Origin of the sequence: Mycobacterium sp. 1245111.1, from assembly GCF_001673405.1 — a bacterium.
GTDB lineage: Bacteria > Actinomycetota > Actinomycetes > Mycobacteriales > Mycobacteriaceae > Mycobacterium.
The window spans coordinates 1-26,974 of the sequence record NZ_LZLV01000018.1 but is presented as its reverse complement, the minus strand read 5'-3'; the positions used below and the strand labels follow the sequence as shown (position 1 = coordinate 26,974).

Annotated in this window: 29 protein-coding genes and 1 tRNA gene; 17 read left to right on the top strand and 13 right to left on the bottom strand. The window is 65.3% G+C overall.

Annotated elements, in window-relative coordinates:
• Positions 1–54: 54 nt before the first annotated feature.
• A complete protein-coding gene (locus tag A5658_RS03645) occupies positions 55–906 on the top strand; it encodes an oxidoreductase (RefSeq protein WP_067331247.1) in 852 nt (283 codons plus the stop codon).
• 7 nt (positions 907–913) lie between these two features.
• Here A5658_RS03645 and A5658_RS03640 read toward each other — a convergent pair whose 3' ends face one another.
• A complete protein-coding gene (locus tag A5658_RS03640; RefSeq protein ID WP_067331245.1) occupies positions 914–1,147 on the bottom strand; it encodes a hypothetical protein in 234 nt (77 codons plus the stop codon).
• Between the two features lie 256 nt (positions 1,148–1,403).
• Here A5658_RS03640 and A5658_RS03635 point away from each other — a divergent pair, with 256 nt between their 5' ends.
• The gene (locus A5658_RS03635; RefSeq protein ID WP_067331243.1) at positions 1,404–1,856 is read left to right on the top strand and encodes a DUF5994 family protein; all 453 of its coding nucleotides are present in this window, start codon (positions 1,404–1,406) and stop codon (positions 1,854–1,856) included.
• Here A5658_RS03635 and A5658_RS03630 read toward each other — a convergent pair.
• Positions 1,832–3,268, bottom strand: coding sequence for a YdiU family protein (locus tag A5658_RS03630; RefSeq protein ID WP_067331315.1), 1,437 nt, complete (start codon positions 3,266–3,268; stop codon positions 1,832–1,834). The genes A5658_RS03635 and A5658_RS03630 overlap by 25 nt on opposite strands.
• 46 nt (positions 3,269–3,314) lie before the next feature.
• Here A5658_RS03630 and A5658_RS03625 point away from each other — a divergent pair, with 46 nt between their 5' ends.
• The gene (locus tag A5658_RS03625; protein ID WP_231997200.1) at positions 3,315–4,994 is read left to right on the top strand and encodes a glutamate--tRNA ligase; all 1,680 of its coding nucleotides are present in this window, start codon (positions 3,315–3,317) and stop codon (positions 4,992–4,994) included.
• A gap of 9 nt (positions 4,995–5,003) precedes the next feature.
• Here A5658_RS03625 and A5658_RS03620 read toward each other — a convergent pair whose 3' ends face one another.
• Positions 5,004–5,570: a hemerythrin domain-containing protein gene (locus A5658_RS03620; protein ID WP_067331242.1), complete on the bottom strand. Its 567-nt coding sequence runs from the start codon at positions 5,568–5,570 to the stop codon at positions 5,004–5,006.
• 144 nt (positions 5,571–5,714) lie between these two features.
• On the opposite strand from A5658_RS03620, the gene A5658_RS03615 reads away from it, so the two are divergent.
• Genes A5658_RS03615 through A5658_RS03590 form a run of 6 tightly spaced genes read left to right on the top strand, consistent with a single transcriptional unit; the run spans position 5,715 to position 10,793 of the window.
• Entirely contained in the window at positions 5,715–6,977 is a 1,263-nt protein-coding gene (locus tag A5658_RS03615) for a sulfotransferase (protein ID WP_067331241.1), read from the top strand.
• A gap of 14 nt (positions 6,978–6,991) precedes the next feature.
• Positions 6,992–8,227: an MBL fold metallo-hydrolase gene (locus tag A5658_RS03610; protein WP_067331239.1), complete on the top strand. Its 1,236-nt coding sequence runs from the start codon at positions 6,992–6,994 to the stop codon at positions 8,225–8,227.
• The gene (locus tag A5658_RS03605; RefSeq protein WP_067331237.1) at positions 8,224–8,973 is read left to right on the top strand and encodes an SDR family NAD(P)-dependent oxidoreductase; all 750 of its coding nucleotides are present in this window, start codon (positions 8,224–8,226) and stop codon (positions 8,971–8,973) included. The genes A5658_RS03610 and A5658_RS03605 overlap by 4 nt, the downstream gene beginning before the upstream one ends.
• A 16-nt stretch (positions 8,974–8,989) precedes the next feature.
• Positions 8,990–9,463 carry a VOC family protein gene (locus tag A5658_RS03600; RefSeq protein WP_067331235.1) on the top strand — a complete coding sequence of 158 codons (474 nt, stop codon included), beginning with the start codon at positions 8,990–8,992 and terminating at the stop codon, positions 9,461–9,463.
• Positions 9,464–9,473: 10 nt separating this feature from the next.
• Positions 9,474–10,418 (top strand): LLM class flavin-dependent oxidoreductase, encoded by a 945-nt coding sequence (locus A5658_RS03595; protein WP_067331233.1) that lies wholly within the window; start codon positions 9,474–9,476, stop codon positions 10,416–10,418.
• An 18-nt stretch (positions 10,419–10,436) separates the two neighbouring features.
• Entirely contained in the window at positions 10,437–10,793 is a 357-nt protein-coding gene (locus A5658_RS03590; RefSeq protein ID WP_067331231.1) for a DUF488 domain-containing protein, read from the top strand.
• 3 nt (positions 10,794–10,796) lie between these two features.
• Here A5658_RS03590 and A5658_RS03585 read toward each other — a convergent pair whose 3' ends face one another.
• From A5658_RS03585 to crcB (A5658_RS03575), 3 genes are read right to left on the bottom strand one after another with little or no spacing between them, the layout of a single operon-like run.
• Complete coding sequence (locus A5658_RS03585) at positions 10,797–11,882, bottom strand: DUF190 domain-containing protein (protein ID WP_082992928.1); 1,086 nt, start codon at positions 11,880–11,882, stop codon at positions 10,797–10,799.
• On the bottom strand, positions 11,879–12,250 hold the full coding sequence (gene crcB, locus A5658_RS03580; protein WP_067331227.1) for a fluoride efflux transporter CrcB: 372 nt from the start codon (positions 12,248–12,250) through the stop codon (positions 11,879–11,881). The genes A5658_RS03585 and crcB (A5658_RS03580) overlap by 4 nt, the downstream gene beginning before the upstream one ends.
• Positions 12,251–12,252: 2 nt before the next feature.
• Positions 12,253–12,660 (bottom strand): fluoride efflux transporter CrcB, encoded by a 408-nt coding sequence (crcB, locus tag A5658_RS03575; RefSeq protein WP_067331225.1) that lies wholly within the window; start codon positions 12,658–12,660, stop codon positions 12,253–12,255.
• 61 nt (positions 12,661–12,721) lie between these two features.
• Between crcB (A5658_RS03575) and pgm the strand changes: the two genes are divergently transcribed.
• The 3 genes from pgm to A5658_RS03560 all read left to right on the top strand — a co-directional run bounded on the left by pgm (position 12,722) and on the right by A5658_RS03560 (position 15,736).
• Positions 12,722–14,353 carry a phosphoglucomutase (alpha-D-glucose-1,6-bisphosphate-dependent) gene (gene pgm / locus A5658_RS03570; protein ID WP_067331223.1) on the top strand — a complete coding sequence of 544 codons (1,632 nt, stop codon included), beginning with the start codon at positions 12,722–12,724 and terminating at the stop codon, positions 14,351–14,353.
• Positions 14,350–15,609 carry an MFS transporter gene (locus tag A5658_RS03565; RefSeq protein ID WP_231997199.1) on the top strand — a complete coding sequence of 420 codons (1,260 nt, stop codon included), beginning with the start codon at positions 14,350–14,352 and terminating at the stop codon, positions 15,607–15,609. Before pgm ends, A5658_RS03565 begins: the two co-directional genes overlap by 4 nt.
• Positions 15,610–15,663: 54 nt before the next feature.
• Positions 15,664–15,736, top strand: a tRNA-Ala gene (locus tag A5658_RS03560).
• 43 nt (positions 15,737–15,779) lie between these two features.
• Here the strand turns inward: A5658_RS03560 and A5658_RS03555 are convergent.
• Both A5658_RS03555 and A5658_RS03550 read right to left on the bottom strand, forming a co-directional pair.
• Positions 15,780–17,363, bottom strand: a complete 1,584-nt coding sequence (locus A5658_RS03555; protein ID WP_067331220.1) for a serine hydrolase — start codon at positions 17,361–17,363, stop codon at positions 15,780–15,782.
• Positions 17,364–17,442: 79 nt separating this feature from the next.
• Complete coding sequence (locus A5658_RS03550) at positions 17,443–18,105, bottom strand: TetR/AcrR family transcriptional regulator (protein WP_067331218.1); 663 nt, start codon at positions 18,103–18,105, stop codon at positions 17,443–17,445.
• 51 nt (positions 18,106–18,156) lie between these two features.
• Here A5658_RS03550 and A5658_RS03545 point away from each other — a divergent pair, with 51 nt between their 5' ends.
• The gene (locus tag A5658_RS03545) at positions 18,157–19,470 is read left to right on the top strand and encodes a glycosyltransferase (protein ID WP_067331216.1); all 1,314 of its coding nucleotides are present in this window, start codon (positions 18,157–18,159) and stop codon (positions 19,468–19,470) included.
• 62 nt (positions 19,471–19,532) lie between these two features.
• Here A5658_RS03545 and A5658_RS28345 read toward each other — a convergent pair whose 3' ends face one another.
• A complete protein-coding gene (locus A5658_RS28345) occupies positions 19,533–21,005 on the bottom strand; it encodes a LysM domain-containing protein (protein ID WP_197503034.1) in 1,473 nt (490 codons plus the stop codon).
• Between the two features lie 354 nt (positions 21,006–21,359).
• On the opposite strand from A5658_RS28345, the gene A5658_RS28340 reads away from it, so the two are divergent.
• Both A5658_RS28340 and A5658_RS28640 read left to right on the top strand, forming a co-directional pair.
• Positions 21,360–21,530: a hypothetical protein gene (locus A5658_RS28340; RefSeq protein ID WP_197503033.1), complete on the top strand. Its 171-nt coding sequence runs from the start codon at positions 21,360–21,362 to the stop codon at positions 21,528–21,530.
• Positions 21,531–21,546: 16 nt separating this feature from the next.
• Complete coding sequence (locus tag A5658_RS28640) at positions 21,547–21,963, top strand: hypothetical protein (protein ID WP_231997198.1); 417 nt, start codon at positions 21,547–21,549, stop codon at positions 21,961–21,963.
• Between the two features lie 12 nt (positions 21,964–21,975).
• Here A5658_RS28640 and A5658_RS03530 read toward each other — a convergent pair whose 3' ends face one another.
• The 4 genes from A5658_RS03530 to A5658_RS03515 form a co-directional block, all read right to left on the bottom strand.
• On the bottom strand, positions 21,976–23,091 hold the full coding sequence (locus A5658_RS03530; protein WP_067331214.1) for an alanine/ornithine racemase family PLP-dependent enzyme: 1,116 nt from the start codon (positions 23,089–23,091) through the stop codon (positions 21,976–21,978).
• Entirely contained in the window at positions 23,088–24,233 is a 1,146-nt protein-coding gene (locus A5658_RS03525) for a DUF1611 domain-containing protein (protein ID WP_231997197.1), read from the bottom strand. The genes A5658_RS03530 and A5658_RS03525 overlap by 4 nt, the downstream gene beginning before the upstream one ends.
• Positions 24,234–24,495: 262 nt before the next feature.
• Entirely contained in the window at positions 24,496–24,795 is a 300-nt protein-coding gene (gene usfY / locus A5658_RS03520) for a protein UsfY (protein WP_067331212.1), read from the bottom strand.
• A 67-nt stretch (positions 24,796–24,862) separates the two neighbouring features.
• Positions 24,863–25,246: a hypothetical protein gene (locus A5658_RS03515; RefSeq protein WP_067331210.1), complete on the bottom strand. Its 384-nt coding sequence runs from the start codon at positions 25,244–25,246 to the stop codon at positions 24,863–24,865.
• Positions 25,247–25,369: 123 nt separating this feature from the next.
• Between A5658_RS03515 and A5658_RS03510 the strand changes: the two genes are divergently transcribed.
• Positions 25,370–26,713: an MFS transporter gene (locus tag A5658_RS03510; protein ID WP_067331208.1), complete on the top strand. Its 1,344-nt coding sequence runs from the start codon at positions 25,370–25,372 to the stop codon at positions 26,711–26,713.
• A gap of 69 nt (positions 26,714–26,782) precedes the next feature.
• A partial coding sequence (locus A5658_RS03505) for a hypothetical protein (RefSeq protein ID WP_156751242.1) occupies positions 26,783–26,974 on the top strand: 192 nt, incomplete at its 3' end.

The window sequence follows — 26,974 nt, the reverse complement described above, 5'->3', positions numbered from 1 at the left end:
TGCGTGTAGCGTGGCGACAGCAGATGTACACCAATCGGTTTACTAGGAGTAGATATGACACAGCGATCGCCCGTGGTGCTGGTTACCGGCGCATCTTCGGGGATAGGGGAGGCCATCGCGCGGGCCTTCGCGGAGAAGGGCTTTGAAGTCTTCGGCACCAGTCGGAACCCAGCTCGTACCGAGCCGATCGCCGGCGTGGAGTTCGTGCAGCTCGACGTCACCGATCCCGAGTCGGTGGCCAGGGCGGTGTCGACGGTCGTCAAGCGCGCCGGTCGCATCGACGTCGTGGTCAACAACGCCGGGTTCGGCGTCCTTGGTGCCGCGGAGGAAAGCTCGACCGCACAGGCTCAGCAGCTGTTCGACACGAATTTCTTCGGGCTGGTGCGGGTGACCCGGGAAGTACTGCCGTATCTGCGGGCGCAGCGCAGCGGGCGGATCATCAACATCAGCTCGGTGCTCGGTTTTCTGCCGGCGCCCTACAGTGCGCTCTACGCCGCTTCCAAGCACGCAGTCGAGGGCTATTCGGAATCAATTGACCACGAGACGCGCGAGTTCGGCGTTCGGGTGTTGGTGGTGGAGCCCGGCTTCACCCACACGTCTTTCGAGGCCAGCGCCACTGACGCCGACTCGCCGATCGACGGGTACGCGCCCATCCGTGATCACGTCAAAAAGGTGCTCGCGGACGCGATTCCCGCCGGAGACGACCCCGCAGTGGTGGCGGCCGTCGTTCTCAAGGCCGCGACGAGCGCCACGCCCAAGCTGCGGTACCCCGCCGGACCGCTCGCGCGGCGGTTGGCGCTGCTGAAGAGGTTCGCTCCGGCCCGCGTGCTGGATAGCGGTATTCGTCGATCATTCAAGCTGGGGTCGGCACCGCAATCGCATCAGGTGGCGGAGGTCGCTCGCTGAGCGGTTGTCACGACGCTTTGGCGTACCGGCGAACGAGATCGCTTTCTCCGAAGACGTTCGCGTAGTCCGCGCCTTTGTCGTCGCGGCCGAAGAACGTCCACTTGCGGGGAGTCTGCTGTGGGGTGCTGATGAGCTTGACGGTGTAGCGCAAGGCCGTCTCGCGAAGTGTGCCGATGGTGTCGCCCACACGGATCTGCGACGGGTGGATCTCAGGCGCGTCGTGCCAACTTTGAATGACCACTAGTTCCTTACGGGTTTTCCTCACTCTACCCGGAAAAGACCGACAGCGGTGTGCCGGGCTACCCGACCCCGCAGTTGGTGGCGTAGCGTGGCAAGTGAGCCTTTTCGTTGTCAGCAGTAATTCACCGCGACACGTGAGCATGGCACTCGCGGGCAATGGGATTCCTCCGCATCTCTGCGCTGGCAGGGAGTGACGCCAGCCGTGAAGGAATCCCGTTGGAACGCAATGTTTTCGCCCTACATCGATTTCCGCTCAGATGACGCGCTGGCGGTCGGCGAACCCCGTCCGGCTATCGCTTGCCAGTGAGTTGGGCGGAGAAATCGACGGAGCGTGGTGGCCGCGAGTCGATCGCATGACGGTCGAACTGCCGGGTCTCATTGACGCTCTGACCCCGTCGTTGGGGGAGATCACCTCCATCAACGTGAATTGGCCGCACCTGCAGCGACCGCCCGACTTCAACTGGCCCGGGTGGGAAACCAAACCGCAGCACGTGATCACCGTCGTCGGCGACAAGGCGCAGGTCAGGCTGTTGATTGTCGCGTACACCACGCATAGCGCGCTGGCGCTGATGGTGCTCCGTCGAGCCGCCGGTTTGATGATCATGCCCGCTGACCGCGATAAACCGGCATTCGTGACCGCGGGCTCGATCCTGCGGGCCGCGCTGACCCAGCATGCCCCGATATCTCAGGTGCCGCAGAACGTTCGGTAGTCGCCGAAACCTTCCGGCGCCGGAAGGGTGTATCGCTCGAGGCCCGGTCGCTCGTCGTACGGGGTGCTGACGGCAGTGAGCAACTGCTGCAGTGGATTCAGGTCGCCGGCGGTCGCCGCCGTCAGGGACTCCTCGACGAGGTGGTTGCGCGCGATGTAGAGCGGGTTGCTCCGATCCATCCGCGCCGCATCGGGATTCAGCGCTCGCCAGCGCGGGATCCACCCGTCGATGCCGGCCACGTCGAGACGGTCGGGGCTGTGGCTCAGCGCGCGGAAGAACGAGGTGTAGTCGACGCGGCTTTCCTTGAGCAACGCAAGCAGGTCCTGCGACAACGACGTGACCGTCGCAGCGTCGACGTCGGCGGGCAGCCCGAGCTTGGCCCGCATCCCGTCGGTCCAGGTTGCGTCGTACTGGTCGCGGAAAACCTGAAATGCCTTCTGCGCCAGGGCAACCCCTTCGTCGACGGTGTCTGCCAGCAGCGGCAGTAGGGCCTCGGCGAATCGGGCCAGGTTCCACCCGGCGATCGCCGGCTGGTTGTCGTAGGCGTAGCGGCCCCAGTGGTCGATCGAGCTGAACACCGTGTCGGGGTCGTAAGCCTCCATGAAAGCGCACGGGCCATAGTCGATTGTCTCGCCGGAGATCGTCATGTTGTCGGTGTTCATCACGCCGTGGACGAATCCGATCAGCATCCAGCGGGCCACCAGCGATGCCTGCACCGCGGCGACCGCCTCGAACAACGCGAGGTAGGGATTGTCGAGCATCGCCGCGCCGGGATAGTGGCGGGTGATCGCGTGATCGGCCAAGCGCCGCAGCAGGTCGAGATTTCGTGTGGCGGCCGCGTATTCGAAGCTGCCCACCCGCAGATGGCTGGCAGCGACCCGGGTCAGCACGGCGCCGGGCAGCGGCGTCTCGCGCTGCACGACGGCACCGGTCGCCACCACCGCCAGCGATCGCGTGGTCGGGACGCCCAGCGCGTGCATCGCCTCGCTGATCACATATTCGCGCAGCATCGGCCCCACCGCCGCCAGCCCGTCGCCGCCGCGGGCAAACGGCGTGGGACCCGAGCCCTTGAGGTGAACGTCGCGCAGCCGCCCGTCGGCGTCGGCGAGCTCTCCCAGCAGCAAGGCGCGCCCGTCGCCCAATTGCGGCACGTATCCGCCGAACTGATGGCCCGCGTAGGCCTGCGCGACGGGGGCCGCGCCGTCGGGAACGTAATTGCCGATCAGGAATCGCAGCCCGTCGGGACCTTGCAGCCACCCCGGGTCGAGCCCCAGCTCACCGGCCAGCGGTGCGTTGAACGTCAGCAGCCGCGGATCCGGGAAGGTCTGAGCTTGCCAAGCCACGGCCATCTCCGGCAGATCGCTGGCGAAGCGGTTCTGCAGGGCAATGGTGGTGTCCGGTGCGACGCTCATCTCGCCCAGCCTACGGGCGGCCCGGCCCGTGACCAGCGTGACTAACATGACCAGGCACACCTTCGTCAAAGGAGTCGTCACCGGAATGCTGGAGCCGCACGAGGTCGACCGCCTCTTTCCCGCCGACCTGCCCGAGACGGCTGCGTGGGAACAGCGCTACCCGCCGCGTGACCTGCCCGCCGGTGCTCAGGCGACCCGGCTGGCGCCGTCGCCGACCGGCTTCATCCACCTCGGCGGCATCTACACCGCGGTGATCGACATGTCCGTCGCACACGAGACCGGTGGCCGCTACTTCGTCCGGATTGAAGACACCGACCAGTCGCGGGAAGTGGTGGGCGCCTACGAGCAGTTCGATCGCGCGTTCGCCTACTTCGGGGTGGTCCCCGACGAAGGTGTCGGCGCCGGCGGCGACTACGGGCCCTACCGCCAGTCGGAGCGGGCGACGATCTATCTGAGCTATGCCCGAGAGATGTTGCGCTCCGGCAAGGCCTACCTGTGCTTTGCCACCTCTGAGCAACTCGCCGAGATCCGCACGCGTCAGCAACAGCTCAAGCGCCCGACCGGGTACTACGGCGAGTGGGCGATCTGGCGTGACGCCGACGACGCCGCCGTTCGCGAGCAGTTAGAGAAGGGTGCGCCCTATGTGGTGCGTTTCCGGTCGCCAGGCCGCACCGAGAAACGCGCGACGTTCACCGACGCGATCCGCGGCGAGCTGTCCATGGAAGACAACTACAACGACGTAGTCATCCTGAAATCGTCTGCGGCGGTGCAGCTTCCGACCTACCACTTCGCGCACGCCGTCGACGACCACTTGATGCGGTGCAATCTGGTGATCCGCGGCGAGGAGTGGTTGTCGTCGACGGCGTTGCATCTGCAGCTGTTCGAGGCGCTGGGTTTCCAGGCGCCGACCTACGCGCATATCGCCTTGCTGATGAAGCAGATCCCGGGCGGTAAGCGCAAGTTGTCCAAGCGCAAGGACCCCGAAGCCGACGTCGACTTCTACATCCGTTCGGGCTACCCCGCCGACGCAGTGCTGTATTACCTGCGCGGTCTGGCCAACGGTCGGCTGGCAGAGATCCCGCTGCCCGAAGCGCTTGCCGCGCCGATCTCGCTCGCCGAGTGCGGCGGCGCCGGCCCGCTGGTGGATCTGGTGAAGCTGGAAGACATCAGCGCCGACCACATCGCCACGCTGAGCGGGCAACAGATCTATGGCGCGCTGACGGTGTGGGCCGCGGAGTTCGATCCCGAACTGCTCGGTGTGATCGAGGCTCACCCGGAGCAGACGCTGGCCGCGCTGGCCGTCGAGCGCGACGGCGTCGAGAATCCGCGCAAGGACCTGCGGAAGTGGTCTGACTTCCGCGACGCCTACGGCTTCTTCTTCGCCGACCTTTTCACGACGGTGGCCGCTGACGACTCACGGTTGGGCGGGCTGCCGGTGGACTTGGTCCGGTCGTTCGCGGGTGACTTCGTCGCCGCCTACCAAGACCTCGACGACCCGGTGCAGTGGTTCCAGCAGATCCGCGACCTGGCCGACAAGTTCGGTTTCGCCGGCAACGCCAAGGAATACAAGAAGAACCCCGAGGCCTATCCCGGCTCGATTCGGGAAGCATCGCAGTTGATCCGTGTCGGCCTGACCGGTTCGACCAAGAGCCCCGACCTGTTCCAGATCGCGCGCACTCTCGGCCGCGACGAAGTCATCCGGCGGATCAGCAGCCTGACCGGTTAGCGACGCCGTTCAGCCAAGCCCGTGCTCGATCAGGTCGCGCGCGCGGTCGAGCATCGACGCGAATGGTCCGACCGCGAAGTTCAACTTGGCCGACTCGACACCGGCGTGCGGGCGGGTCGGCGCAATGGCCTCGGCGGCGCGCACTGCCGTCGTCAGGCGCTTGGATTCCTCGGCGTCGAGTTGCTTCTCCAGCTTCGGAAACTCATACGTCTCTTCGTGCTGCGCGTGATCCAACACCGCATCCCGAAGCTTGGTGAGCTCCTCGATGAACTGCTGCGACGTGATGTCGATCTTCTCGATCTGAGACAGCAACTGCTTGGCGTCATGCTCTTCTTCGAGCCGGGAATCGACGATCGAGTCGACGGGTTCCTTGGCGCGGCGTGCCCGCGGGTGCACCACCATCTCCTCGGCGGTCTCGTGCACGGCCAGCAATTGCCGCAGCTGCACGAACGGCTTCTCCCTGGCGTGCGGGTCCGAGGCGTTCAGCACTTGGTCGAACATGTCCTCGATGAGGTTGTGCTGTGCCTTCAGGAAAGCGATCACCTCGTCAGGTGACTCGATAATCATCTCGGACATTTTTGCTCCCAGCGCTGCATGAGTCGATGAATTAACGGCCGTCAACCGGCCGAGTTCGGCGTACCCCCGCAGAATGCGGCTAAACGCCGGGCCAGGGGACGCTAGTCTGCATGCGGCGCTGCGTCGAAGAGGAGGAGCGGCCGCGTGAGCCCTTCGGATCGCGACATCGACGTCGACGATCTGTTGTCGCCGCAGCTGACCGAGGTCCAGCGCCAGATCCTGGCGTACACCGAAGCCCGACCCGTTGAGTTCGACATCGAGCGGATGCTCGCCGAGGCCGTCGAGCAGGCCTCGGTCGGTGGCGATCTCGATGACGGCGACGGGTTCGGCGATCGGTTGGCCGTTCACGTCGCCGCGATCGAATCCGACCACGGCCTGACCCAGCTCACCCGTTCGTCGCTGCGGCAGCGTGTGGTTCGTCTGCTGCGTAACCGGTTGTCGCTGACCGAGCTTGTCAAGCGGTATCCCGAAATCGAGTCGATCCCGATCGAGAAGCCGTTCATCGTCGTCGGGATGCCGCGGTCGGGGACTACGCACCTGGTGAATCTGATCGCCGCCGATCCGCGTCGACGGGCGTTGCCGTACTGGGAGAGCCAGGATCCGATTCCCGCTGTCGGCCAGGGCCCCGACAACTTCGGCGTCGATCCCCGCTATGCGCGCGCGAAGGCCGAACACGACGCGCTGATGGCCAGCGCGCCGTTGGTGGCCGCCATGCACGACCGCTTCCCGGAAGCGATCGAGGAAGAGGTCGAGCTGCTGGACCTCGATCTGGCCGGCTACGTACTGGAATGGCATGCGCGCGTGCCGGATTGGCGCGACTATTACTTCGGCCTCGATCAGCATCGGCATTACGCATACCTGCGAAAGGTGTTGCAGGCTCTGACGTTCCTGCGGGGCCCACGGACCTGGATCCTGAAGAGCCCGCAGCACTGCGAACAACTCGGTCCGCTGATCGCGACCTTCCCCGACGCGACGGTTGCCTTCACCCACCGTGACCCGGTCGCGGTGATCCAGTCGGCGATCACGATGATGGCTTATTCGGATCGGCTGCGCCGCACCAGCATCGAGCCGGGCTGGCTACTCGACTACTGGTCCGATCGCGTGCACCGACTGCTCAGCGCGTGCGTGCGCGACCGCGAGTTGGTGCCCGAGGATCGTAGCATCGACATCGGCTTCCACCACCTCAACGGCAACGAAATGCCGCTGCTGGAACAGCTTTACCGGCGCGGCGACGTGGAATTGACACCCAAAGTGCGCCAGCGGTTTCAGCAGTACTTGGATAGCAATCCGCGCGGCAAACACGGCAGCATTCGCTACGATCTGCAACGGCATTTCGGCGTATCGCCTGAGGAGTTGCGACAGCGGTTTGGCTTCTACTTCGAACGCTTCGACGTGCGGCCCGAATGAAGGAGTCACCAGCGATGTTCGAGCCGATCTATCGCAGCCGGCCGGGCGCCGACGCCCTGTCCCCGGCCTGCGCCGAGGCGGCGGAGCAGATCGCCCCTGGGCTCTGGTGCTCGCCGGGTCTGTCGAACGCCTACCTGCTGACCACCGACGAGGGCCGGGTCATCGTCAACACCGGGATGGGCTTCGAAGGGCCGGTGCACCGCGCCAACTTCGACGCCGTCGACTCTTCGCCGGTGCGCTACATCGTCTTCACGCAGGGCCACGTCGACCACGTCGGTGGGCTGGACAGTGTTCGCGACCCCGACACCATCGTTGTCGCACAGGAAAACTGGACGATGTGGCGGGACGACAACGAACGCCTGATCCCGTACCGAGCCAACCGAAGCGCGTTCGCGTTCAAGCACACCCTGGCGACCGGGATTGAGGCGATCCAGCGTCGACTCGGCACCAAGCGCCTGCCGGGGCAGAGCGTTCCGGTCGTCGACGTCGACTTCGAGGACACCCTGACGCTCGACGTGGGCGGACGGCGCATCGAGTTGATCGCGGTGCCGGGCGGGGAAACCAACGACTCGCTGGTGGTGTGGCTGCCCGACGAACGAATCTGCCTGTGCGGGAACACGTTCGGACCGATATTTGGACACATTCCTAACCTGGTGACGATGCGCGGGGACCGCTACCGCGACGCGCTGACCGCGATCGCATCGGTCGAGCGGGTCCGCGCACTGCGGCCCGAGCTGCTGGTCACCGGCCACTTCGCGCCGATCGCCGGCGCGGATCGCATCGATGCCGAGCTGACCCGATTACGCAAGGCCCTGCGCTACATCCACGACCAGACAGTGGACGGCATGAACACCGGCAAGGATGTGCGGACGTTGATGCGCGACATCGTGCTGCCCGCCGAATACGAAGTGGGCCAAGGCTACGGAAAGGTGGCCTGGGATGTGCGGGCCATCTGGGAGAACTACTCGGGCTGGTTCCATCACCGCTCGACCACAGAGCTATACCCGGTGGGTTTCGACGAGGTGGCCGCCGACGTAGTCGAACTAGCCGGTACCGACGCGCTCGTGCGGCGGGCGGGCGAACACCTGGACGCCGGACGACCGCTGCACGCCATCCACTTGGCCGAGCTGGTGGCCGACCAGGCCGGCGGTCGTGATGTGCTGAAGCGGGCACACGAAAAGCTGCTGGAGCAGAGCGTGAACTTCTGGGAACGCGCCTGGCTCACCGAACAGATCGAGAAAAACTCATGACAGCTCGGGTTAGTTTCGACTTCACCGGCACCACGGTGCTGGTCACCGGTGGGACCAGTGGAATCGGCCATGCGACGGCGTCACTGTTCCGCGACGCCGGCGCAGATGTCGCCGTCACCGGCACCAAGCCGGCCGCCACCGACTACGACGCAGATCTGTCCGGCGTGACCTATCACCAGCTCGCAATCACCGACCACGACTCGGTCGACGCACTGACCGCCGGCTTCAGCCGACTCGACGTGCTGGTGAACAATGCGGGCGCGAATTTCCCTGGCGGCCTTGACGAGTCGAAGCCCGACGGGTTCGACGCATCGGTGGCCCTCAATCTGACCGGACCGTACCGGCTGACCCTTGGGCTCTATCGTGCGCTGAAGGCATCGACCGCCGCCGGCGGAGCCAGCGTGGTCAACCTGGCGTCGATGTCGGCGTTGCGCTCGGTGCCGATGGTGCCCGGCTACAGCGCCGCCAAGTCCGGCATCATCAATATCACCCGAAACCTCGCGGTCAAGTGGGCGGACAAGGGAATTCGGGTCAACGCCGTCGCGCCCGGGGCGATCGACACCCCGATGACCGCGCCGATGCACGGCGCGGTCGAGCTCGTGAACGCCGAACTGGCGCATATTCCGCTGCGACGGTTCGGGTCCGTCACTGAGATCGCACCCGCAATCGCGTTCTTGTGCACCGAACAGAGCAGCTACACATCTGGAGCAGTATTCGTTGTCGACGGCGCGTCGGATTGCGTCTGAAACAGTTAGGAAATCAATGACATTCGCGCTCAACCCAGAGGATTACTATCACACCGGCATCGTGGTGCCTGATCTGGACGTTGCGATGGAGCGACTCAGCGCGGTGGCGGGGTACAGCTGGATCACCCCGATGACGTACACGCTGCCCTTTCGCACGGTGAACGGCTCGCGCGAGCTCACCTCGACGTTCGTGTACTCGTTGCAGGCCCCGCACGTCGAGCTCATCCAGCAGGTGCCCGAGAGCCCGTGGACGGCGGCGGCCGGTAATTCGGTGCACCACCTGGGCTACTTCGTCGACGACCTCGCCGAGACCGCGAAAGCACTGGAAGCCAACGGATTCGCGTTCGAGGCGACTGCCGACGTTTCGCCGCCGGATTTGGCGCTGTTCGCCTACTACATCGACGCGTTCGGCACCCGCATCGAAATCGTCGACCGCAAACTGTTTCCCGACTTTCCGGCGTTCCTGAAGTCGGCGTCGGCCGGGTCCTGATAGGCGCGACGTGCTACCGGTCCTGCGCTTCAACTTCGCCTCGCCGCATGGAGATCCCCGTACCCAAGGTGAATTGATCCGCGCGGCAGTCGAATTGGCACAGTGGGGTGAGTCACGAGGCATCATGACGGTGAGCGTCGACGAGCACCATGCGACCGGGCACGGGTGGAGCTGTAACCCGGTCCTCGCGGCCGGGATGTTCCTGTCGGGCACGTCGACGCTGATCGTCAGCGTGGACTGTGCCCTCGGCCCGCTGTGGAACCCCGTCCGGCTTGCCGAAGACATTGCGTTGGTCGACAACATGAGTCGTGGCCGACTGCACACTACGGTCGGCCTCGGCTATCGCGTGAGCGAATACGAGGCCCTCGGAGTCGATTTCAGCGAGCGTGGCCCGCTGATGGACAGCCTGATCGAGCGGATGCTCTCGGTCTGGTCGGAGATCGGTTCCTATACCCGGCCGCATCCACCGCTGTACATCGGTGGTGGCGCCCGTGTCACCGCGCGGCGGGCGGCACGGTTTCGGCTACCGCTCAGCCTCGCCGACCACCTGCCCGACGTCGCCGATCACTACCGGGAACTGTGCGTGGAGTCGGGGCTGGCCCCGCTGATCATCATGCCGGGTCCGGTCAACCGCGGCATGATCTATCTGCACGAGGATCCCGACCGGGGATGGACCGAGCTGGGGGAGCACATCCTTTGGGAGGCAGTCACTTACGGGGGATGGGCGTCGGACCAACGGTCGCTGATGCACTTGCCCGGCGTCAAGACGCTCGACGAGGTGCGCGCCTCAGGACGTTACCGCTTCCTGACGCCTGACGAACTGATCGCCGAAGTCCGCGCCGCACCGGACTACGGCCCGCTGGTGCTGCATCCCCTGGTCGGCGGCATGCCGGTCGACGAAGCGTGGAAGTCCGTGCACCTGCTGGCCGACAAGGTACTGCCGGCACTGCGCTGACGGCGCTACGCTGGCGGCATGAGCGCCACGTCCCGAATCCGGGTGGCCCGGGTCTATGACGAACCGAGCGACGACGACGGCCAGCGCATCCTGGTCGACCGACTGTGGCCGCGGGGATTCCGCAAGGACGACCCGCGGGTGGGCACGTGGTTCAAAGACGCTGCGCCGTCGAAGGAACTGCGCGACTGGTACCACCACCGGCCTGAGCGTTTCGACGAGTTCGTCGCGCGTTACCGCGAGGAGCTGCGGGACAGCGCGCCACTCGACGGCCTGCGCAAGCTCACCAAAAGCGGCGTCGTGACGCTGGTGACCGCCACCCGCGACATCGACGGCAGTCACGCCGCTGTGCTCGCCGGGCTACTGCGGAAACGCTGACACTCAATAGTCGTGGCGGGCCAGCCGGCCATCGCCGTCGCGGTCGGACCCGTTGATCGACATCACCGCGGGCACCATCTCGCTGGTGACCAGGCCGTGCTCGGTGGTCAGCTCGTCGACGATGTCGAAGCTGCGCGCGATCCACTCCGGGGTGTCGATGATGATCGTCACCACCGGAACTCGACGGGTCAGCTGAAAGAGCCTGTCGCCGTAGGGTTTGTGGTCGCCGTGAAAGCCCCACACGCCGCGCAGCGCTGTTGTCCCGCGCGCCATCCCAGAGTCCAGTAGTCGATGCACCAGTGCGCGGTGGATCGGTACGCCGCCGTGGGTGGTGGCTTCGCTGGTGTGCACCATCAGTTTCTGCCACAGTGGACGACCCTGGGCGTCGTTGTCAGGCAGCCGATGTGGTCGAGCGAGCAACTCGCCGCTACGTTTACACAGCCGGACGCGCTCGACGGTCAGCAACGCGCGAGGCGTCAGCGCGCTGAGTTCGGTGATCGCCGCCGACACGCGCCCCCCGGTCCCGACCGAGATGATCATCAGCGGAACGTTGACGTTGCGGCTGAAGAACGCCGCCCGGTAACGCTCACCGTGGGCGGTGCCGTCGACGCCTAAAAAGACTGCGCCACCGGAGAATCCGTGTCGATGCAAGAGGTGGCAGACTGCGCGGTGCGCGGGCTGACCCCCGACACGCTCTTGACGGCCGACGTAGACCGTGAGCTTGACGGCGTCGTGGGGGCCGACGTCAACCGCGTCGTCGCGGCTGAGCAACCGTGCTCGTTCCAGGGTCACCAGACCGTGCCCCGTCATCGCGACGACGTCGTCGACCAGGCTGCCGATTTTCGGCTCGACATCGACCGCCGCGATCGCCACCGGCGGGTCTTCGGACAGGCTCAACGACTCGTCGGTGCGCAGCACGTGCCGGGGTCCGAAACTGGCGATGCCGCGCAGCATTACGCTCGTCGCGATCTCCCGGGTGTCGAACAGGTCCAGCATCGTGTCGGCCAGAAAGCCGGGTCGATGACCATCGCCGACAGCACGCTGGCGTTCACCGAAGTAAGTGGTGAGCTTGAGGCAGGGTTGGCTCACAGCAGGCTCCCCGCCCATTGCCCGACGAGCGCGGCGCCGAGGCCCAGCACGATGCTGGCGACGATGTTGGCGACGGCGTTGCGGACCTGCCGCTCTTCGCCGAGCCGCTGCGTCTCCAGCATCCAGGTGGAAAACGTGGTGTACGAGCCGACAAAAGCGGTGCCGGCCAGCAACGCCGCGTAGCGATTCAACGCCAGGGCGCCCAGAAAGCCGAGCAGCGCCGCGCCGCTGACGTTGACCGCCAATGTCCCGAACGGCAGGCCCACAAAGGGAAGGGACTTGCCCGCGCGGCGCGCGACAGCGCCGTCCAGCAGGAACCGCAGCACCGCACCCACGCCGCCCGCGAGAACCACCCCGATCCAGATCATGTTCAACGGACCGCCGCCCGGCGAACCAGCGCCGACGCCAGATGTACGGCGAGCAACCCCAAAACGATGCTGGCGCAGGTGTATCCGATCGCCAGGCCGTAGTGGTGATGCTCGATCATCCTCAGCGTCTCGACCTGCATGGTGGAGAAGGTGGTCAGGCCGCCGCACACGCCCGTGCCGAGCAGCGGCCGGCGATAACTCGACAGCGGCAGCCGCTCCAGCAGTCGCGTCGTGAAGTAGCCCAACAGGAAGGCGCCGACGATGTTGACGGTGAAAGTCGGCCACGGCCAGCTCGCCGGATCGGTGGTCACCAGGAGACCCAGGCCGGTGCGCACCACCGTGCCCAGCGCGCCCCCGACGAACACGGCGGCCAACTCCCGGTAGTCGCGCGGCGACGCAGAGCTGGCCACTCGTCGAAATCCCTTCCTTTGCAGGGAGTGCTCACGCAGCTTATTCGGCAGAATTGGTCTCATGGTGGCCAACCCTCGCGCCGGTCAGCCGGCCCTGCCCGAAGACCTCGTCGACCTACCCCATCTGATCACGGCGTATTACTCGATCGAACCCAATCCCGAGGACGTCGCCCAGCAGGTCGCGTTCGGAACGTCGGGCCATCGCGGGTCGGCCCTCAACGGCGCGTTCAACGAGGCGCACATTCTGGCCATCACCCAGGCAATCGTCGAATACCGCGCCGCGCACGGCACCACCGGTCCGTTGTTCATCGGACGCGACACCCACGGGCTCTCGGAGCCGGCGTGGGTGTCGGCGCTGGAGGTGCTCGCCGCCAACGAGGTGGTCGCGGCCGTCGACTCCGCCGACCGCTACACCCCGACTCCGGCGGTCAGCCACGCGATCCTCACCTACAACCGCGGCCGCGGCGACGGCCTGGCCGACGGCATCGTCGTTACGCCGTCGCACAACCCGCCGTATGACGGCGGCTTCAAATACAACCCGCCCAACGGCGGACCGGCGGACACCGACGCGACCAACGCAATTGCCAAGCGCGCCAACGAGATTCTCAAAGGCGGCGAGGCGGTCAAGAGATTGCCGTTGGCCAAAGCGCTGCAGACCGTCCTGCGGCACGACTACATGGACGCATACGTGGCCGACCTGCCGAACGTGGTGGACATCGACGTCATCCGCAAGGAAGGCATTCGGATCGGCGCCGACCCGCTCGGCGGGGCCAGCGTCGACTACTGGGCGGCGATCGCGGAGCGGCACAACCTCGACCTGACCGTGGTCAACCCGCTGGTTGATGCGACCTGGCGGTTCATGACGCTCGACCACGACGGCAAGATCCGGATGGACTGCAGCTCTCCGGACGCGATGGCGTCACTGATCGCCAACCGGGAGCACTTCCAGATCGCCAGCGGCAACGACGCCGACTCCGACCGGCACGGCATCGTCACGCCCGACGGCGGCCTGATGAACCCGAATCACTACCTGGCGGTGGCGATCGACTACCTCTACACGCATCGGCCCAACTGGCCGGACGGGGTCGCGGTCGGCAAGACCGCGGTCAGCTCGTCGATCATCGACCGAGCCGTGGCCGGCCTGGGCCGCAAACTCGTCGAGGTGCCGGTCGGGTTCAAGTGGTTCGTCGAAGGTCTGATCGGCGGCACCATCGGCTTCGGCGGCGAGGAGTCGGCCGGGGCGTCGTTCCTGCGCCGCGACGGATCGGTGTGGACCACCGACAAGGACGGCATCATCCTTGCGCTGCTGGCCAGCGAGATCCTCGCCGTCACGGGCAAGACGCCGTCGCAGCGCTACGCCGAGCTGACCGACAAATACGGCGCCCCGACCTACGCGCGGCTCGATGCGCCCGCGGATCGCGAGCAGAAGGCCCGGTTGTCGAAGCTCTCGCCGGAGCAGGTCAGCGCCACCGAACTGGCCGGAGAAGAGATCACCTCGAAGCTGACGACGGCCCCCGGCAACGGCGCCGCGCTGGGCGGTTTGAAGGTCACCACCGCCAATGCCTGGTTCGCCGCGCGGCCGTCGGGGACCGAGGACGTGTACAAGATTTACGCGGAATCGTTTAGCGGACCTGAGCACTTAGCCGAGGTGCAGCGCGAGGCGCAAGAGGTGGTGGATAAAGTCATCGGGTGATCCTCGTCTCTCCACGGGCCCGTCTGACGTCGTGGCGTCGCGAAAAGACGAGGTTGCCGCGTGAAGCGTGGGTGCTGATCGCGGCCAACGTGGTGGCCGCCCTGGGCTACGGCGTCGTGTCGCCGGTGCTGCCGACATTTGCCCGCACGTTCGGCGTCAGCATCGAGGCGGTGACGTTCGCGATCACGATCTTCTCGGTGATGCGGCTGTGCTTCGCACCACCGAGCGGGCTGCTGGTTCAGCGGATAGGGGAGCGGCCGGTCTACGTGGCCGGACTGTTGATCGTCTCGGTGTCCACTGGCGCGTGCGCATTCGTGCACAACTACCAGGAGCTGCTGGTGTTCCGCGCGATCGGCGGCATCGGCTCGACGATGTTCTTTATTTCCGCGCTGGGCTTGATGATTCGGATCAGCCCGCCCGATGCCCGCGGCCGGGTTGCGGGATTGTTCGCCAGCTCGTTTCTGATCGGCTTGGTCGGTGGGCCGCTAATGGGCAGTCTCACAGCGGGTTTCGGGCTGCGGGCGCCGTTCTTCATCTACGGCGTGGTCATGCTGTTCACCGCCCTCATCGTCTCCTATAGCCTGCGCGGGTCGGAACTCGGTGCGCCGGCGGAGCACATCGATCCGCCTGTCACCCTGCGTACCGCGCTGCGACACCGCGCCTACCGCTCGGCGCTGCTGTCGAACTTCGCGACCGGCTGGTCGGTGTTCGGTTTGCGGATGGCCGTTGTGCCGCTGTTCATTTCGGACGTGCTGCATCGTGGGCCGCAGATGACCGGTGTGGCGCTGGCGGTCTTCGCGGTCGGCAACGTGATCGTGGTGATGCCGAGTGGCTACCTATCGGACCGGATGGGTCGGCGCGGGCTGTTGATCGGCGGCCTGCTCGCGTGCAGTGTGGCGACGGTCGGGTTGGGCGTTTCGTCGTCGATGACGGTGTTCCTGGTCGCCGCGTGCGTGGCGGGTGCGGCCTCGGGTGTGTTCGCCTCGCCGCAGCAGGCCGCGATCGCCGACATCCTGGGCAACGCGGCGCGGGCGGGCACCGCCGTCGCCACGTTCCAGATGATGGCCGACCTCGGTGCCGTTGCCGGCGCGCTGGGCGTGGCCAAGATCGCCGAACGTTTCGGCTTCGAGTGGGGCTTCATCGTCAGCGCGTTCGTCATGTTGTGCGCCGCCGTCGTGTGGATGTTCGCACCGGAAACCCAGCACCTCGACCCGCTGACGCAAAACGACTGGGATCCCGAGCCCGAGCCCGCTTGATCAGCGACTTTGAAGGCGGGCAGGCCGTGGTGTAACTTCGACAGGCACATCTTCGGGGCTATGGCGCAGCTGGTAGCGCACCACACTGGCAGTGTGGGGGTCAGGGGTTCGAGTCCCCTTAGCTCCACTTAGGAAACCGCAGGTCAGAATGCATGGAGTTCACGCACTGCTCAGCGCAGGGCCCGAGCTGTCGCCGTAGCCACGTCACCTCGCAGATACGCGATCGGTGGATCGTCTCGCGGATCGATCGCGCTCGTGAGCACAATGACGTAGGTATCCGAACGTGGGTCCATCCACATTGAGGTTCCAGTAAAGCCAGTGTGGCCGAAGCTGCCGATGGGAAAAATCATGCCGCGCGTGCCGGAATATGCGGTATCGATATCCCAGCCGAATCCACGCAGGTTTTGTCCCCGGATCGCCGGATAGCGCGGAGCGAGCATCGGATCGTATGTGTTCGGTGTCTTCGCAATGGCTTCTTGGGACGCATTGTTGGCTGCCTCGACTTGACCCGGGGTATGTCCGGGCTGCTGCGGACTCGTCATCAACTCCAGCGTCGCTTGTTTGAGCGGAAAACTGCTGGGGCGGCCCGCAAGCCGATCGAGCAACGCCTGCGCAAAGAGGCCGACATCGTGCGCTGTCGAAAACACACCGGCATGCCCGGCCACCCCACCCATGCGGCGCGTCGACGGGTCAAACACGGCGCCCCGGAGCAGGAAACCAAAATCGGGATTCTTACCCGGATCATTCCTGCTTTCGTCGTCGGGCACCGTTGGTGCGACGCGCGGCAAGATGCTGGTGCTCCAGGTGCCCGCGGGACACGGCCCCGGCATCCCCCCTATCGGCGCGCGCGCCCAGCCAATCGCGGCTCCCCGCAACACATGTGGACCGCATGCTTTGGCCGGAGGAAGGTAGCGGGTTTCTGTCATACCAAGGGGCGCAAAGACATTCCGCTGAACGAAATCGTCTTCAGCCTCACCGGTGAGTTTCTCGATCAGCGCGCCAAGCAGGATGAAGTTGATGTCGGCGTAATTGAATTCCTCACTGGGAGCAGACTGCAGCGGCGTGGTGAGCGCACGGTGAATGCCTTCTGGTTTATCGGCGCCGTCGAGTCCCCAGGGATCCCCCAGGTTGACGTCTTCCGGTTCACCCGAAGTGTGGGTCAGCAGCATGCGAACAGTCACAGTTGCGCGCTGTGGATCGTTGGCCGCATTGAAGTCGGGCAGATACTTCTGCACGGGATCGTCGAAGGCAACTTTGCCCCGCTCGTAAAGCTGCATCACCGCGGTCGCCGTTGCGAGGGGCTTCGTTAACGACGCGATGTCGAAGATGGTGTCTTCGGCCATTGGCTCCGCGGGTGCGGGCGATCCATCTAGGCCCGGCTGACCCTCCAGCTTGCGCGAGCCATAAGCCTGATGGAACACGACCTTGCCGGCATGTCCGATCATCACCACGCCACCTGGGATCGTATGTGCCGCAACCGCATCGTTCATCAGCTTGGATACCGTCGCGAAGTCCGGTGCGGGAGCCGCATCGGGCGTCGGCGCCGCAGGCGTGGGAACCGGGTCTGGTGCCGGCGGAGGTGCGGGATTTGCAACCAGCGCCGGCGTCGTATGCGTGCCGTCGCTTAGCGGAGTGTGCGCCGCATAGCCACACGAGGATGTCGGCGCGACGGTAAGCAAGAGAGTCCCAACAGCAATTGCTTTTCGCACAAATGGCGCCGTTGCCTGCTTCTGCTCTGCCGATCCACCGCACACGCCAATATCGTGTCACCACCAACCGGCCAGCACGCGTCATATCGCCGTGGAGGCGACAGTAACGCTCGCGCCGTGTGGTCTATCGACGGGGCGACTGCTTCGCGCTGAAAACCGTCTCGGTCAGCATTCGCCGAAGCCATTTCCGATATGCGTCAAGACCAAAACCGTCGTAATTCACGATCCGCTGGTAAGTTTCCACGCTTGTGAGAACTGCGGCCGTTTCGACGAGCTCGTCGAACGGAATGTCATCCCGCAGCCATCCGCGATCGCGGCAGACCTCAAGTAGTCGGCGGTACTGATGGGTCACGCCGGCCACGAAATCGGCGTGGTAGCGGCCTAACTCGGGGTCCATGGTCGCGGCCCCGGCCAGCGCCAGCCACAACGACGCGCCGCGCGCGAACATCTCGCACCACTCGGTGATGATGTAGTTGAGGAACTCGTCGCGGTCATCGATGGCCAGCACACGCTGGCCGAGTTCCAGGTCGAACACGTCGTCCTTGTCGGCTGCGCCGAGTACCACATATTCGCCCGCGGCTTTGAGGAGCGCCGCCTTCGGGCCGTTCGCCTGGACCGTCTCAGCGGATACACCCGCCGCCGCCGCGATCTTCGCGAAGGTCGTGCGGGAATAGCCCAGGGTGCCGAACAGCTCGGCGGCCGCGGCGATCACCTTTTGCCGCGTTTGCTCTGCCTGCTGCTGGCGTAATTCCGACCGGTAGACCCGAGATATTGACTCCTGTGGCATGGTAGTGAATACTACATCACACCATTGAAACCGTGACCCCAAGGGGGAGCGATGTCGTCGATCATCCTCGCCGCTGTTCCATTCCACGGGCATGTCACGCCGTTGCTAGCTGTCGCCAGTGGTTTCGTTGAGCGCGGCGACGACGTGCGGTTCATCACCGGAGCGTCCTTCGCCGATCGGGTTGCCGCGACGGGCGCCAAGCACATCGCGCTGCCGCCCGAAGCCGACTTCGGCGCCGGCTTCGACATGGACGCTCTGGTCGCGACGTATCCCGAGCGCGCCAGGCTAAAGGGCATGCGGGCGGCCGCATTTGACATCGAGCACGTATTCGCCAAGCCGGCCAAACTGCAGTACGAAGCGGTCATGGGCGCCCACTCTGCACAGCCGGCCGACGCCGTGCTCGTCGAGCAGAATTTCTTCGGCGGCGCGTTCCTGCTCGCCCATCCGCGTCCCACACGTCCGGTTGTCGTCGTGTGCAGTGTGATTCCGCTGGTGATGCCCAGCGCCGACACCGCTCCGTTCGGCATGGGCCTACCCCCGGCGCGGTTGTTCAACCGCCAGCGCAACGCCGTGTTGGCCGCGCTGAGCCGCCGCGTCTGGGCGGGCGCCGACCGCACCCTCGACCAACTCCACCGCGCCGTGCACGGCCAGCCCCTGCCGGGCCAGATTGTGAGCTGGCTCGGCTGGGCCGACGCGGTTGTCCAGTTCACCGTGCCGTCGTTCGAGTACCCCCGCTCGGATGCACCGGCGTCGCTTCATTTCGCCGGCCCTCTCAGTTGCACCTCCTCGCAAGCACCACGGCCGGATTGGTGGGGCGATCTCGATGGCTCGCGCCCGGTCATCCACGTCACGCAAGGGACGGCAGCAAACAGGGATTACGCCCAGGTGATCGCGCCGACGCTGGAAGCGCTCGCCGGCGAAGATGTGCTGGTGACGGTGGCGACGGGCGGTCGTCCCCTTGATACCCTGCCGCCGCTGCCTGCCAATGCGCGGGCAGCAGAGTTCCTGCCCTATGACGACTTGCTCTCGCGCACAGACGTTTTCGTCACCAACGGCGGGTACGGCGGAGTTCAATACGCCCTGCGCTACGGCTTACCGATCGTTGCCACCGGCGGTCAAGAAGATAAGCCCGAAGTGGGTGCGCGAGTGGCATGGTCGGGTACCGGCCTGCGGCTGCGGTCCGAGCGGCCGACCCCCAAGGCCATGCGGCGGGTGATCCTCAAGGTCCTTCGTGAGCCCCGCTACCGCGAAGCCAGCCGACGCATCGCCGCGGAAATGCGTGCATCCGGCGGCTTCCGCGTCCTTGCCGAGGTCGTCGACCAGCAAATTCACGCGACCGCTTGCGGTCGGACACCGTCCGGCTAAGACGGCCACGGCGGCGCCTCCTTCGACGGCGCGGCCGGCTCTCCCGCCGGAGGCGGCACCGGTCAGGGGATCCTGATCACCTGCCCCGGCACGATCAGGTTGGGGTTGGCGATCTGTGGGTTGGCCGCTTCCAGCGCGGAGAGCGTGACGCCAAAGAATTGCCCGGCGATGCCGCTGAGCGTGTCACCCGGCTGCACTGTGTAGACGACAGTGTCGCTCGGGATTCCGACGACCTGTCCGGGAAAGATCAGGTCGGGATCGGTGATCTGTGGGTTGGCCGCTTCCAGTGCGCCCAGAGTGACTCCGAACCGGCCGGCGATACCGCTCAGAGTGTCACCCGGCATCACCACATAGACCTCTGTCGCGATGTCCGCGGATGGCACCAGAGTGGCTACCGACATGTGTGGCCAGGTGAGGGTGGCGAAGTTGAGCGACACGTTTTGGGTGTATTGGATCTGCCGGTAGGTCACGGTGATCGCTTGTTTGTCGGTGATTGCCGATGCTGACGTCACTGTGAACGTCGGTGCCGGCGCGCCGGCGGGGACGACCGGTGACACGGTCTGCGACCCGCCGGCGCCGAGAGGACCGATCTCGATCGGGGCTTGCACGATCTCGATCCAGAACATCGTCGACATGCGTTGGGCGTCTGCGTTTGGAGCCGCAGCGTCACCGGCAAGAAAGTCGATGTTGTCGGTGCCGCCACCGGGTATCGCGGGCTGTTGGGTGTCGACGGTGAGCACGTCGGTGAACAGGATCGTCACTCCCGCAATGTGATCGTTCAACATGCTGTTCGGGTTGTCGAGCAGCTCTTGGGTGATCGCCGGAACGCTGGACAGATCCTGGGGTATCCGCGGCGTTCCGGCGTTTGTGACCGTTTGGCTGTCAAAGCGAAAGGGGTTTCCGCCGACGGTGGAAAACGGGGTAATCGCGCTGGTTCCATTGGGCGCCAACGGGATCTGCTGCTTGGCCGGTGCTGGCCCTCCGGTCTTCGGTCCCCCCGCGATCGACGTGATCGTGCCCTGCGCGTTGATGGTGGTGCCGTGCGGGATGGAGGCCATCCGCGCCACCGTGGTCACGGGCTGGGCGGGATCGGTCGTGGGAGGCACGATGACCCAGATGCCGGGTTCCAGGTGAATCGGGGTGGCCTTCAGCGGGTCGGTGACGTCACTGATCGACTGCAGGTACGGAACACCGTTCAGAAATATGTCGGCTTGTTCCCTGCCCCGGTTCGGGACACTTCCCAAGGGATCCATGAAAGACAACGACTCGGCTGTCAGATTCAACTCGAGGATGTTGTCGCTGTTCGGTTGTGGGATGGGGAGTTCGGTTGGCGTCGTTGGGTTCTGGGGGCGAAATATGGTGTTGAAGCCGCGGCCGGTGAATGTGCCGGTGAACGCCGCGAGGGGACCCAGGGGCGGGGGTGGCTGCGTCGCCGCCAACGGTGCGATACCCGGTTCTACCGGAACCTCGTTGATGACAAAGCGATCCGGTATCTCAGTGGCGGCCTTCAGATGTGTTTCTGGGATGGCGACCATGGTGTGCTCCTATCAGCGTGCGACTTGACAACGCCATGCTCGCTGACCACCGCGTTAACGACACGAGTAGTGCACTACCTGTTTTCGAATGCAGCGTGACCTCGGCCGATTCTTCGGCTTCCTGGTCAAGGCAGGGATTAGAGTCCTCTGGCCTGAGTTCGCCACAACCACGCCTTTTCACCCGTGAGGGTGTAGCTTTAGCGGTGTTGGTACTCCCAACCCATCCGGTACGGCTCAGCTTCTGACGCTGATCTGCCCGAGCATCCGCTCACGCCGGATACATCGTTTCACCGCTCAGTCGGGATAATTTTGAATGCTCCATCGTTGTTTCAGCCATTGATTGCTCCCTTTGGGATGCAACACTTTTCGTACCTGCCAAGCTTTGGCTTCCTCGGCACCTACTCACCGACACCGTGTGGATTGGCGACCGTCGCGCGGGTCGCCGACGGCCCCATCGGCTTCACCACCGCGTCGCTTCCGCAGCTGCTGGCCACGATCGTTCAGCAACCAGATCACCCGAAATGAGGTCACCATCAGCACCATGAGAAGGTCCCGCGACACAACGCAAAATCCGCTCGGCGAATATGTCCTGCACATGGGTGCGGGATTCGTCGCCAAGGAACGCTCACATGTGCTCGAGGCGTTGGCTACGCTCGAGCCGCACCTGGGCCGATGGGACCCGCCCGACATCAGCCTGGAAGTCTCGTTGCAGGACCGCGGGCGCAAGGAGCAGCGCGTCACGTTGCGGACGACCTTGCCGGGGCTTCCGCCCCTGGTGGCCGTCGCCGACAACCGCGATATCACCCGCGCCCTTCACGAAGCCAAGCACGAGTTGATCCGGCAGCTCGAACGCCAGAAGTCGGCGCACGAACCCATGCACAATCGCAAGCTCGGCCACAAGACGATTCGCCACCCGGGCACCTCGTCGGAGGGGCACCGCGCCACACCGGCACCGTAGCCCGAACAGCACTCACAACGAAGGCAGGTCCCCGACGTCATCGGCGTCTGGCACTGGTACGTCGGCCCGCCCAGGGTGCTCGACTTTGGTGACGAAGGGCGACGTCATCGCCCGAACAAGTGCGCCGTAGGCGACACCGAAGCCGATCTCGTCGCCGACCGCCACGCGGTGATCGCCGAGGTCGACCACCAGGTGATCGCTGCTCGTCCCCAGGATCGTGATGCCCTCCGGTGGCCGCAGACCGTCTGGGTCCACGTCCTGGCGCCCGACGGCCAGGATTGCTTGGTGCACAGTGCTGCTGCCGTTGCGGGCCGGCGCCGTGCCGAAGGCCGACTGAGCCCGATCTCCCCAGGGTTGAGCCGGTTTCGTGGCGACCTCGATCACCTCGGCGGTCACGGTGAAGGCGTCCGTGTGTAGGCCGGGGATCGGTGTCCGGTACAGCGGATCGACGCCGAGAAGGATGGCTTCGCCGAGTCGGAGCTCGTCGATCCGGCCGACGTCGCGAGTGTGCAGGGCCCAGTTCAGGTTCGCTGAGTTGCCGCCGGAGACGACGTCGAGCGAGATGCCATGCAGTGCCTCGATGTCGTCCGCCAGCCCGGTGAGGATGCCCATGTTCCGGTCGTCGGGAACGACACCGCTCTGACACGCGAGATTGGCGCCGACCCCGGCCAGCCGCAGGGAGGAGTGACCGAGGACGGCCCGCACGGCTTCGGGGACGTCGCCGAGCGCGATGCCCTCCCGCAGGTCGCCCAGCTCCACCATGAGCACGACGGCGTGTATCCGCTTCTGTTGAGACGCGGCTTGATTCAGCGCCGCCAGGACGACGGCTTCAGTGTTCAGGCTGATGTCGGCGACGTCAACGACGTGTGCCGCCTCGCTGAGCATGGGCGAGCGGATCAACGTGCGGAACGGCGGTCGGTCGAGCCCGGCCAGCCGAATGAGGTTAGGCAGCCGGGAATCACCGAGGCCGCGGGCGCCGCCGCGCAGCATCGCCGCGCCGACTCCCGGCGAGCCCAGCACGGCCTTGGTGATCCCGGTGACCCGGATGCCGGTGGAGGCAAGGCGGTCAACCAGGATCTGAGTATTCTGCTCGATCTTGTCGAGGTCGGTCTCGATCCGAAGCGTCACACGGGGGTCGTCGCGTCGACCGCCGCCGCAAGTGCGGGGAAGGCCGTCAGCACCATGTCGACCAGCTCCGACGCGGGCCGCGTCAACGGGTCGGTGACCGGGAGACCGAGCTGCGAATGATGCTCAGAGATCGCGTCATTCAGCTCGTCCTCGGTCATCTCTTCGTGGTTGATGGTGACCCCGATGACGCGGGTGTCGGCGAACGCCTCGATCAGTGCGATCTCGCTCGCCGCGGTCGGCATCGGCACCATCGGGAAGTCACCGAGCACCTTGCGCTTCGGCGCGTGCTGCACGATCACGCCGGCCGGCTGGCTGCCGCGCAGGATGTGAGCCGACGTTATGTACGCGGGGTGGCTCAGCGCGCCCTGGCCCTCGACCACGATCACGTGAGGGTCCTCACCCTCGAACGCGGCGACGACCTGGTGCTCGACCTCACCCGAGCAGAACTGGGGGACCAGCGCATCCAGCGCGACGCCGTACCTCCCGCCCTGGATCAAGGTGGTCTGACCGGTGCCGACCATGACCGCGTTGATGCCGCATGCGTTCAGCGCCTGGACCAGCAAGGTGGCAGTGGTGCGCTTTCCGATCGCCCCGTCCGTACCCAGGATCGCAATTCTGGGACATGTGACATCGAAGATCCGGCCGGAGAACAGGTGCAGGTCGCGCTTGGCCTTGGGTCGGCGGACATCGGTGATGGTGACACCGGCGATCAACGCTGCCGCCACGAACTCGGCGTCGTCGTTGAGGAACTCGTGCAGGCCGTTGATGATGTGCATCCCGCGGGCGATGCCGTCGAGAAGCACGACCCGCTGCTCGTCTGACAGCAGGCCGTCGGCGGGCGCCAGCCCACAGATCAGGTAATCAGGTACGTGGCCGGCGTGCGAGATCGACTCGGCGAGCGATGCCAACACCGGGATGCCGTTCGCGGTGCCGTCGAGGAGCTTCCCGGCGTCGACTCCGGCCCGCAGGCTGTCGATGACACTGAGGATCTCGTACTTCTCCGAGTGCCGGACCAGGCCGTTGGCGGTCTTACCGTCCTGCTCGCCGAATACGCCCTCGCAGTAGACGATCGCGGTGGAACCGGCGGGCAGCGCAAAGGAAGCTGCGGGAAGGCTTTGTTCGGACGCGTTGCGAAAAGGCATGCTGCTGGCGCGGGGAGACATAAGTTCCTCTGAGAAGTCTCAGAGAAGGCGACGGGATCGTGGCGAGGCGATGAGCCCCACCTTCAGCAAGTGATCTGCCCTGAGGGCCGGCAAGATTACCGGCGTTTAAATCTTACTCGGTCGGGGCTGACTGGCCGCTTCCGCCCAGCCTGGAGTCAAAGGTCAAGAATGCGCGCGCCGAGGAAAAGTTCCTCGGCGTGCTCGACGCGTTGCGCATTTAATTTCGGGACGAGACGGGCCATCAACGCACCTCAACATCGGGATGCGCTGCGTGCCAAGCCTTTTCGACAGTGCTCACCCGGCGGTTTTCGACGACGAGCCACAATGCGCCGGCAACCGCTCCGAGCGCCGCGATCAGCACCGTCGTGCTGATCCATTCGTAATGTCGATAGGCGGCGGCCGCCACCGTGCAGATCACCCCGAACGCGGACACAGCCAACAGGATCAGCCCGGGCCAGTAGAAGTTGTCCTTCATGGCCAGGCCGGCATGTGGTTGCGTGGTCCGAGAGTGATCGGTCGGATCGTGATGAGTGTCGCCCATCTCATCTCCCTCCGTGGTCGGACGAGATACGAAAAATGCTACTCAGTTGGCCGATCTGACGAAATGCTCAATTCGCCCCGGCTTGTTCAGGGCCCAACAACTCGGGCAGCGTGACCGCGCCGATCGTTGTCACGAGCCACACCACGAGCGTCGTGGCGACCCAGGACGCCATGCCGCGGATGGTGAACCCGTGCGTTTCCGCCGTAGCGAGGATCAGCGCGAAAACGGTCAATGCCAAGCCGGTGCCGCCGAGGAGCAGCGAGGCATACGCGTGGGGCAACTTCAAAATCGACAACGACAACATCTCCTGCGCGACCGAGAAAGTCACGACCGCGACGATGAACCCCGACATCGACATCGAAACTCCGGGGACGACCTGCGCCGCGATCAGCAGCCCGATCGCCCACGCCGCCAAAAGTAGAACTGCGCGCGACACGATGTGCTTCTTCATGGATCAAGCGTAGGTCTCGAGCGTGCGGCCGCAAAGGTTCTGAGCGCCTGACGTTCACCCCGTCGCCATCTGGGCAACATCTGTATCGCGGTGCTGGTACGTGACTCCCTCCACACTGAGGGAGTGGTTGTCAAAGACGACGGAGTCGCGGTCAGCTCGGACGTCGATCCGGCTGGACAGCGGGCGCAGGTTCGGCGCGCGGCGCTGGCCAGCTCGATCGGTACCACGATCGAGTGGTACGACTTCTTCCTCTACAACACCGCCGCGGCGCTGGTTTTCCCGCATCTGTTCTTCCCCGCCTCGACCCCGTACGCGGGTGCGATGGCCTCATTCGCGACCTACGCGGTCGGGTTCGTCGCGCGCCCGCTCGGCGCGGCAATCTTCGGGCATTGGGGCGACCGGATCGGTCGTAAGGCCACGCTGATCGTGACGCTGCTGGTGATGGGCATCTCGTCGGCGGTCGTCGGCATTCTGCCGGGCACCGCGACCATCGGCGCGGCCGCACCGCTGATACTCGTGCTGCTGCGACTCGTCCAGGGCCTCGCGATCGGCGGGGAGTGGAGCGGCTCGGTGTTGATCGCGATGGAGTGGGGCGACCAACGCAAGCGGGGGCTGCTTGCCAGCTTCGCGCAACTCGGCGTGCCGATGGGGCTGGTGCTGGGCACCGGCGGGATGACGTTGCTGTCGGTGACGCTCTCGGCCGAGCAATTCAACTCATGGGGCTGGCGGATTCCGTTCCTCTTCAGCCTCGTCCTGGTGGGCATCGGTCTGCTGGTCCGGCTGTCCATTCTCGAGACGCCGATGTTCGCCAAGGTGACCGAGGAGCGGAAAACCGCCCGCATCCCGGTGGCGGACGCGATCCGGCACCACTGGCGCGAGATCCTGCTGTCGGCGGGGCTGCGGTTCAGCGAGCAGATGCCGTTCTATCTGTTCACGACTTTCGCGCTGAGCTACGTCGTGTCTCGGCACGAGTTCACCAAGACGTTCGTTCTCAAGGCCGTGCTGGCGGGTGCGGTGTGTGAACTCGTCGCGATCCCGCTGTTCTCGCATCTGTCAGATCGATTCGGCCGCAAGCGGATATACCTCACCGGTGCGATTCTCACCGGCGCGATCGCCTACCCGTACTTCGCGGTGCTGAGTCACGGTGGGGCCGGGTTGATCTTCCTTGCGGTGGTGGTGTCGTTGTTCATTCACGGGCTGCAGTACGGCCCGCAGGCCGCGCTGATCGCCGAGAATTTCCCCACCCATCTGCGCTACGGCGGCGCCGGCCTCGGCTATCAGCTGGCGTCGGTTTTCGCCGGCGGTCCCGCGCCGCTGATCGCAACGTGGTTGCTGCACAAGACCGGAACGCCGTACGCGATCTCGGCCTACATCGTCTTCGCCGCCATCGTCACGGTCGCATGCGGCCTTGCCCTGCCGAACCGGTCCCGGGCCGACATCGACGACGCCGCGCTTTATCGCAGATAGCAGGTTTGCGCTGGCCCCCGCCGGGTATCTACTGCCTCAAAGTGGACGCTTGACCGGGGAGATCGTGGAATGGAATACGCGCTCAGCGATGCATCGCATCGGCAAACGTCCTACGACGAGTTGCTGCGTGAGTTCAAGGTTGCGCTCGAACGGGCGTTGTCAGGGTCGGTGTTGCCGCCGGGAACCACGATCTCCGACGGCCCATTGGCACTCGCGTTGCTCGACATCGCTTACGCGGCGCGCGCCGGCCAACCCACTAAT

Bases quoted from the DNA above. Each gene is read 5' to 3' on its own strand.
- usfY (WP_067331212.1), bottom strand. From the start codon at position 24,795: ATGGGCGACACTCATCACGATCCGACCGATCACTCTCGGACCACGCAA.
- A5658_RS03610 (WP_067331239.1), top strand. From the start codon at position 6,992: ATGTTCGAGCCGATCTATCGCAGCCGGCCGGGCGCCGACGCCCTGTCC.
- A5658_RS03525 (WP_231997197.1), bottom strand. From the start codon at position 24,233: ATGCCTTTTCGCAACGCGTCCGAACAAAGCCTTCCCGCAGCTTCCTTT.
- A5658_RS03625 (WP_231997200.1), top strand. From the start codon at position 3,315: ATGACCAGGCACACCTTCGTCAAAGGAGTCGTCACCGGAATGCTGGAG.
- crcB (WP_067331227.1), bottom strand. From the start codon at position 12,250: ATGATCTGGATCGGGGTGGTTCTCGCGGGCGGCGTGGGTGCGGTGCTG.
- A5658_RS03635 (WP_067331243.1), top strand. From the start codon at position 1,404: ATGACGCGCTGGCGGTCGGCGAACCCCGTCCGGCTATCGCTTGCCAGT.
- A5658_RS03620 (WP_067331242.1), bottom strand. From the start codon at position 5,570: ATGTCCGAGATGATTATCGAGTCACCTGACGAGGTGATCGCTTTCCTG.
- pgm (WP_067331223.1), top strand. From the start codon at position 12,722: ATGGTGGCCAACCCTCGCGCCGGTCAGCCGGCCCTGCCCGAAGACCTC.
- A5658_RS03605 (WP_067331237.1), top strand. From the start codon at position 8,224: ATGACAGCTCGGGTTAGTTTCGACTTCACCGGCACCACGGTGCTGGTC.
- A5658_RS03550 (WP_067331218.1), bottom strand. From the start codon at position 18,105: ATGCCACAGGAGTCAATATCTCGGGTCTACCGGTCGGAATTACGCCAG.
- A5658_RS03645 (WP_067331247.1), top strand. From the start codon at position 55: ATGACACAGCGATCGCCCGTGGTGCTGGTTACCGGCGCATCTTCGGGG.
- A5658_RS28640 (WP_231997198.1), top strand. From the start codon at position 21,547: ATGAGAAGGTCCCGCGACACAACGCAAAATCCGCTCGGCGAATATGTC.
- A5658_RS03515 (WP_067331210.1), bottom strand. From the start codon at position 25,246: ATGAAGAAGCACATCGTGTCGCGCGCAGTTCTACTTTTGGCGGCGTGG.
- A5658_RS03545 (WP_067331216.1), top strand. From the start codon at position 18,157: ATGTCGTCGATCATCCTCGCCGCTGTTCCATTCCACGGGCATGTCACG.
- A5658_RS28340 (WP_197503033.1), top strand. From the start codon at position 21,360: ATGCAACACTTTTCGTACCTGCCAAGCTTTGGCTTCCTCGGCACCTAC.
- A5658_RS03600 (WP_067331235.1), top strand. From the start codon at position 8,990: ATGACATTCGCGCTCAACCCAGAGGATTACTATCACACCGGCATCGTG.
- A5658_RS03630 (WP_067331315.1), bottom strand. From the start codon at position 3,268: ATGAGCGTCGCACCGGACACCACCATTGCCCTGCAGAACCGCTTCGCC.
- A5658_RS28345 (WP_197503034.1), bottom strand. From the start codon at position 21,005: ATGGTCGCCATCCCAGAAACACATCTGAAGGCCGCCACTGAGATACCG.
- A5658_RS03590 (WP_067331231.1), top strand. From the start codon at position 10,437: ATGAGCGCCACGTCCCGAATCCGGGTGGCCCGGGTCTATGACGAACCG.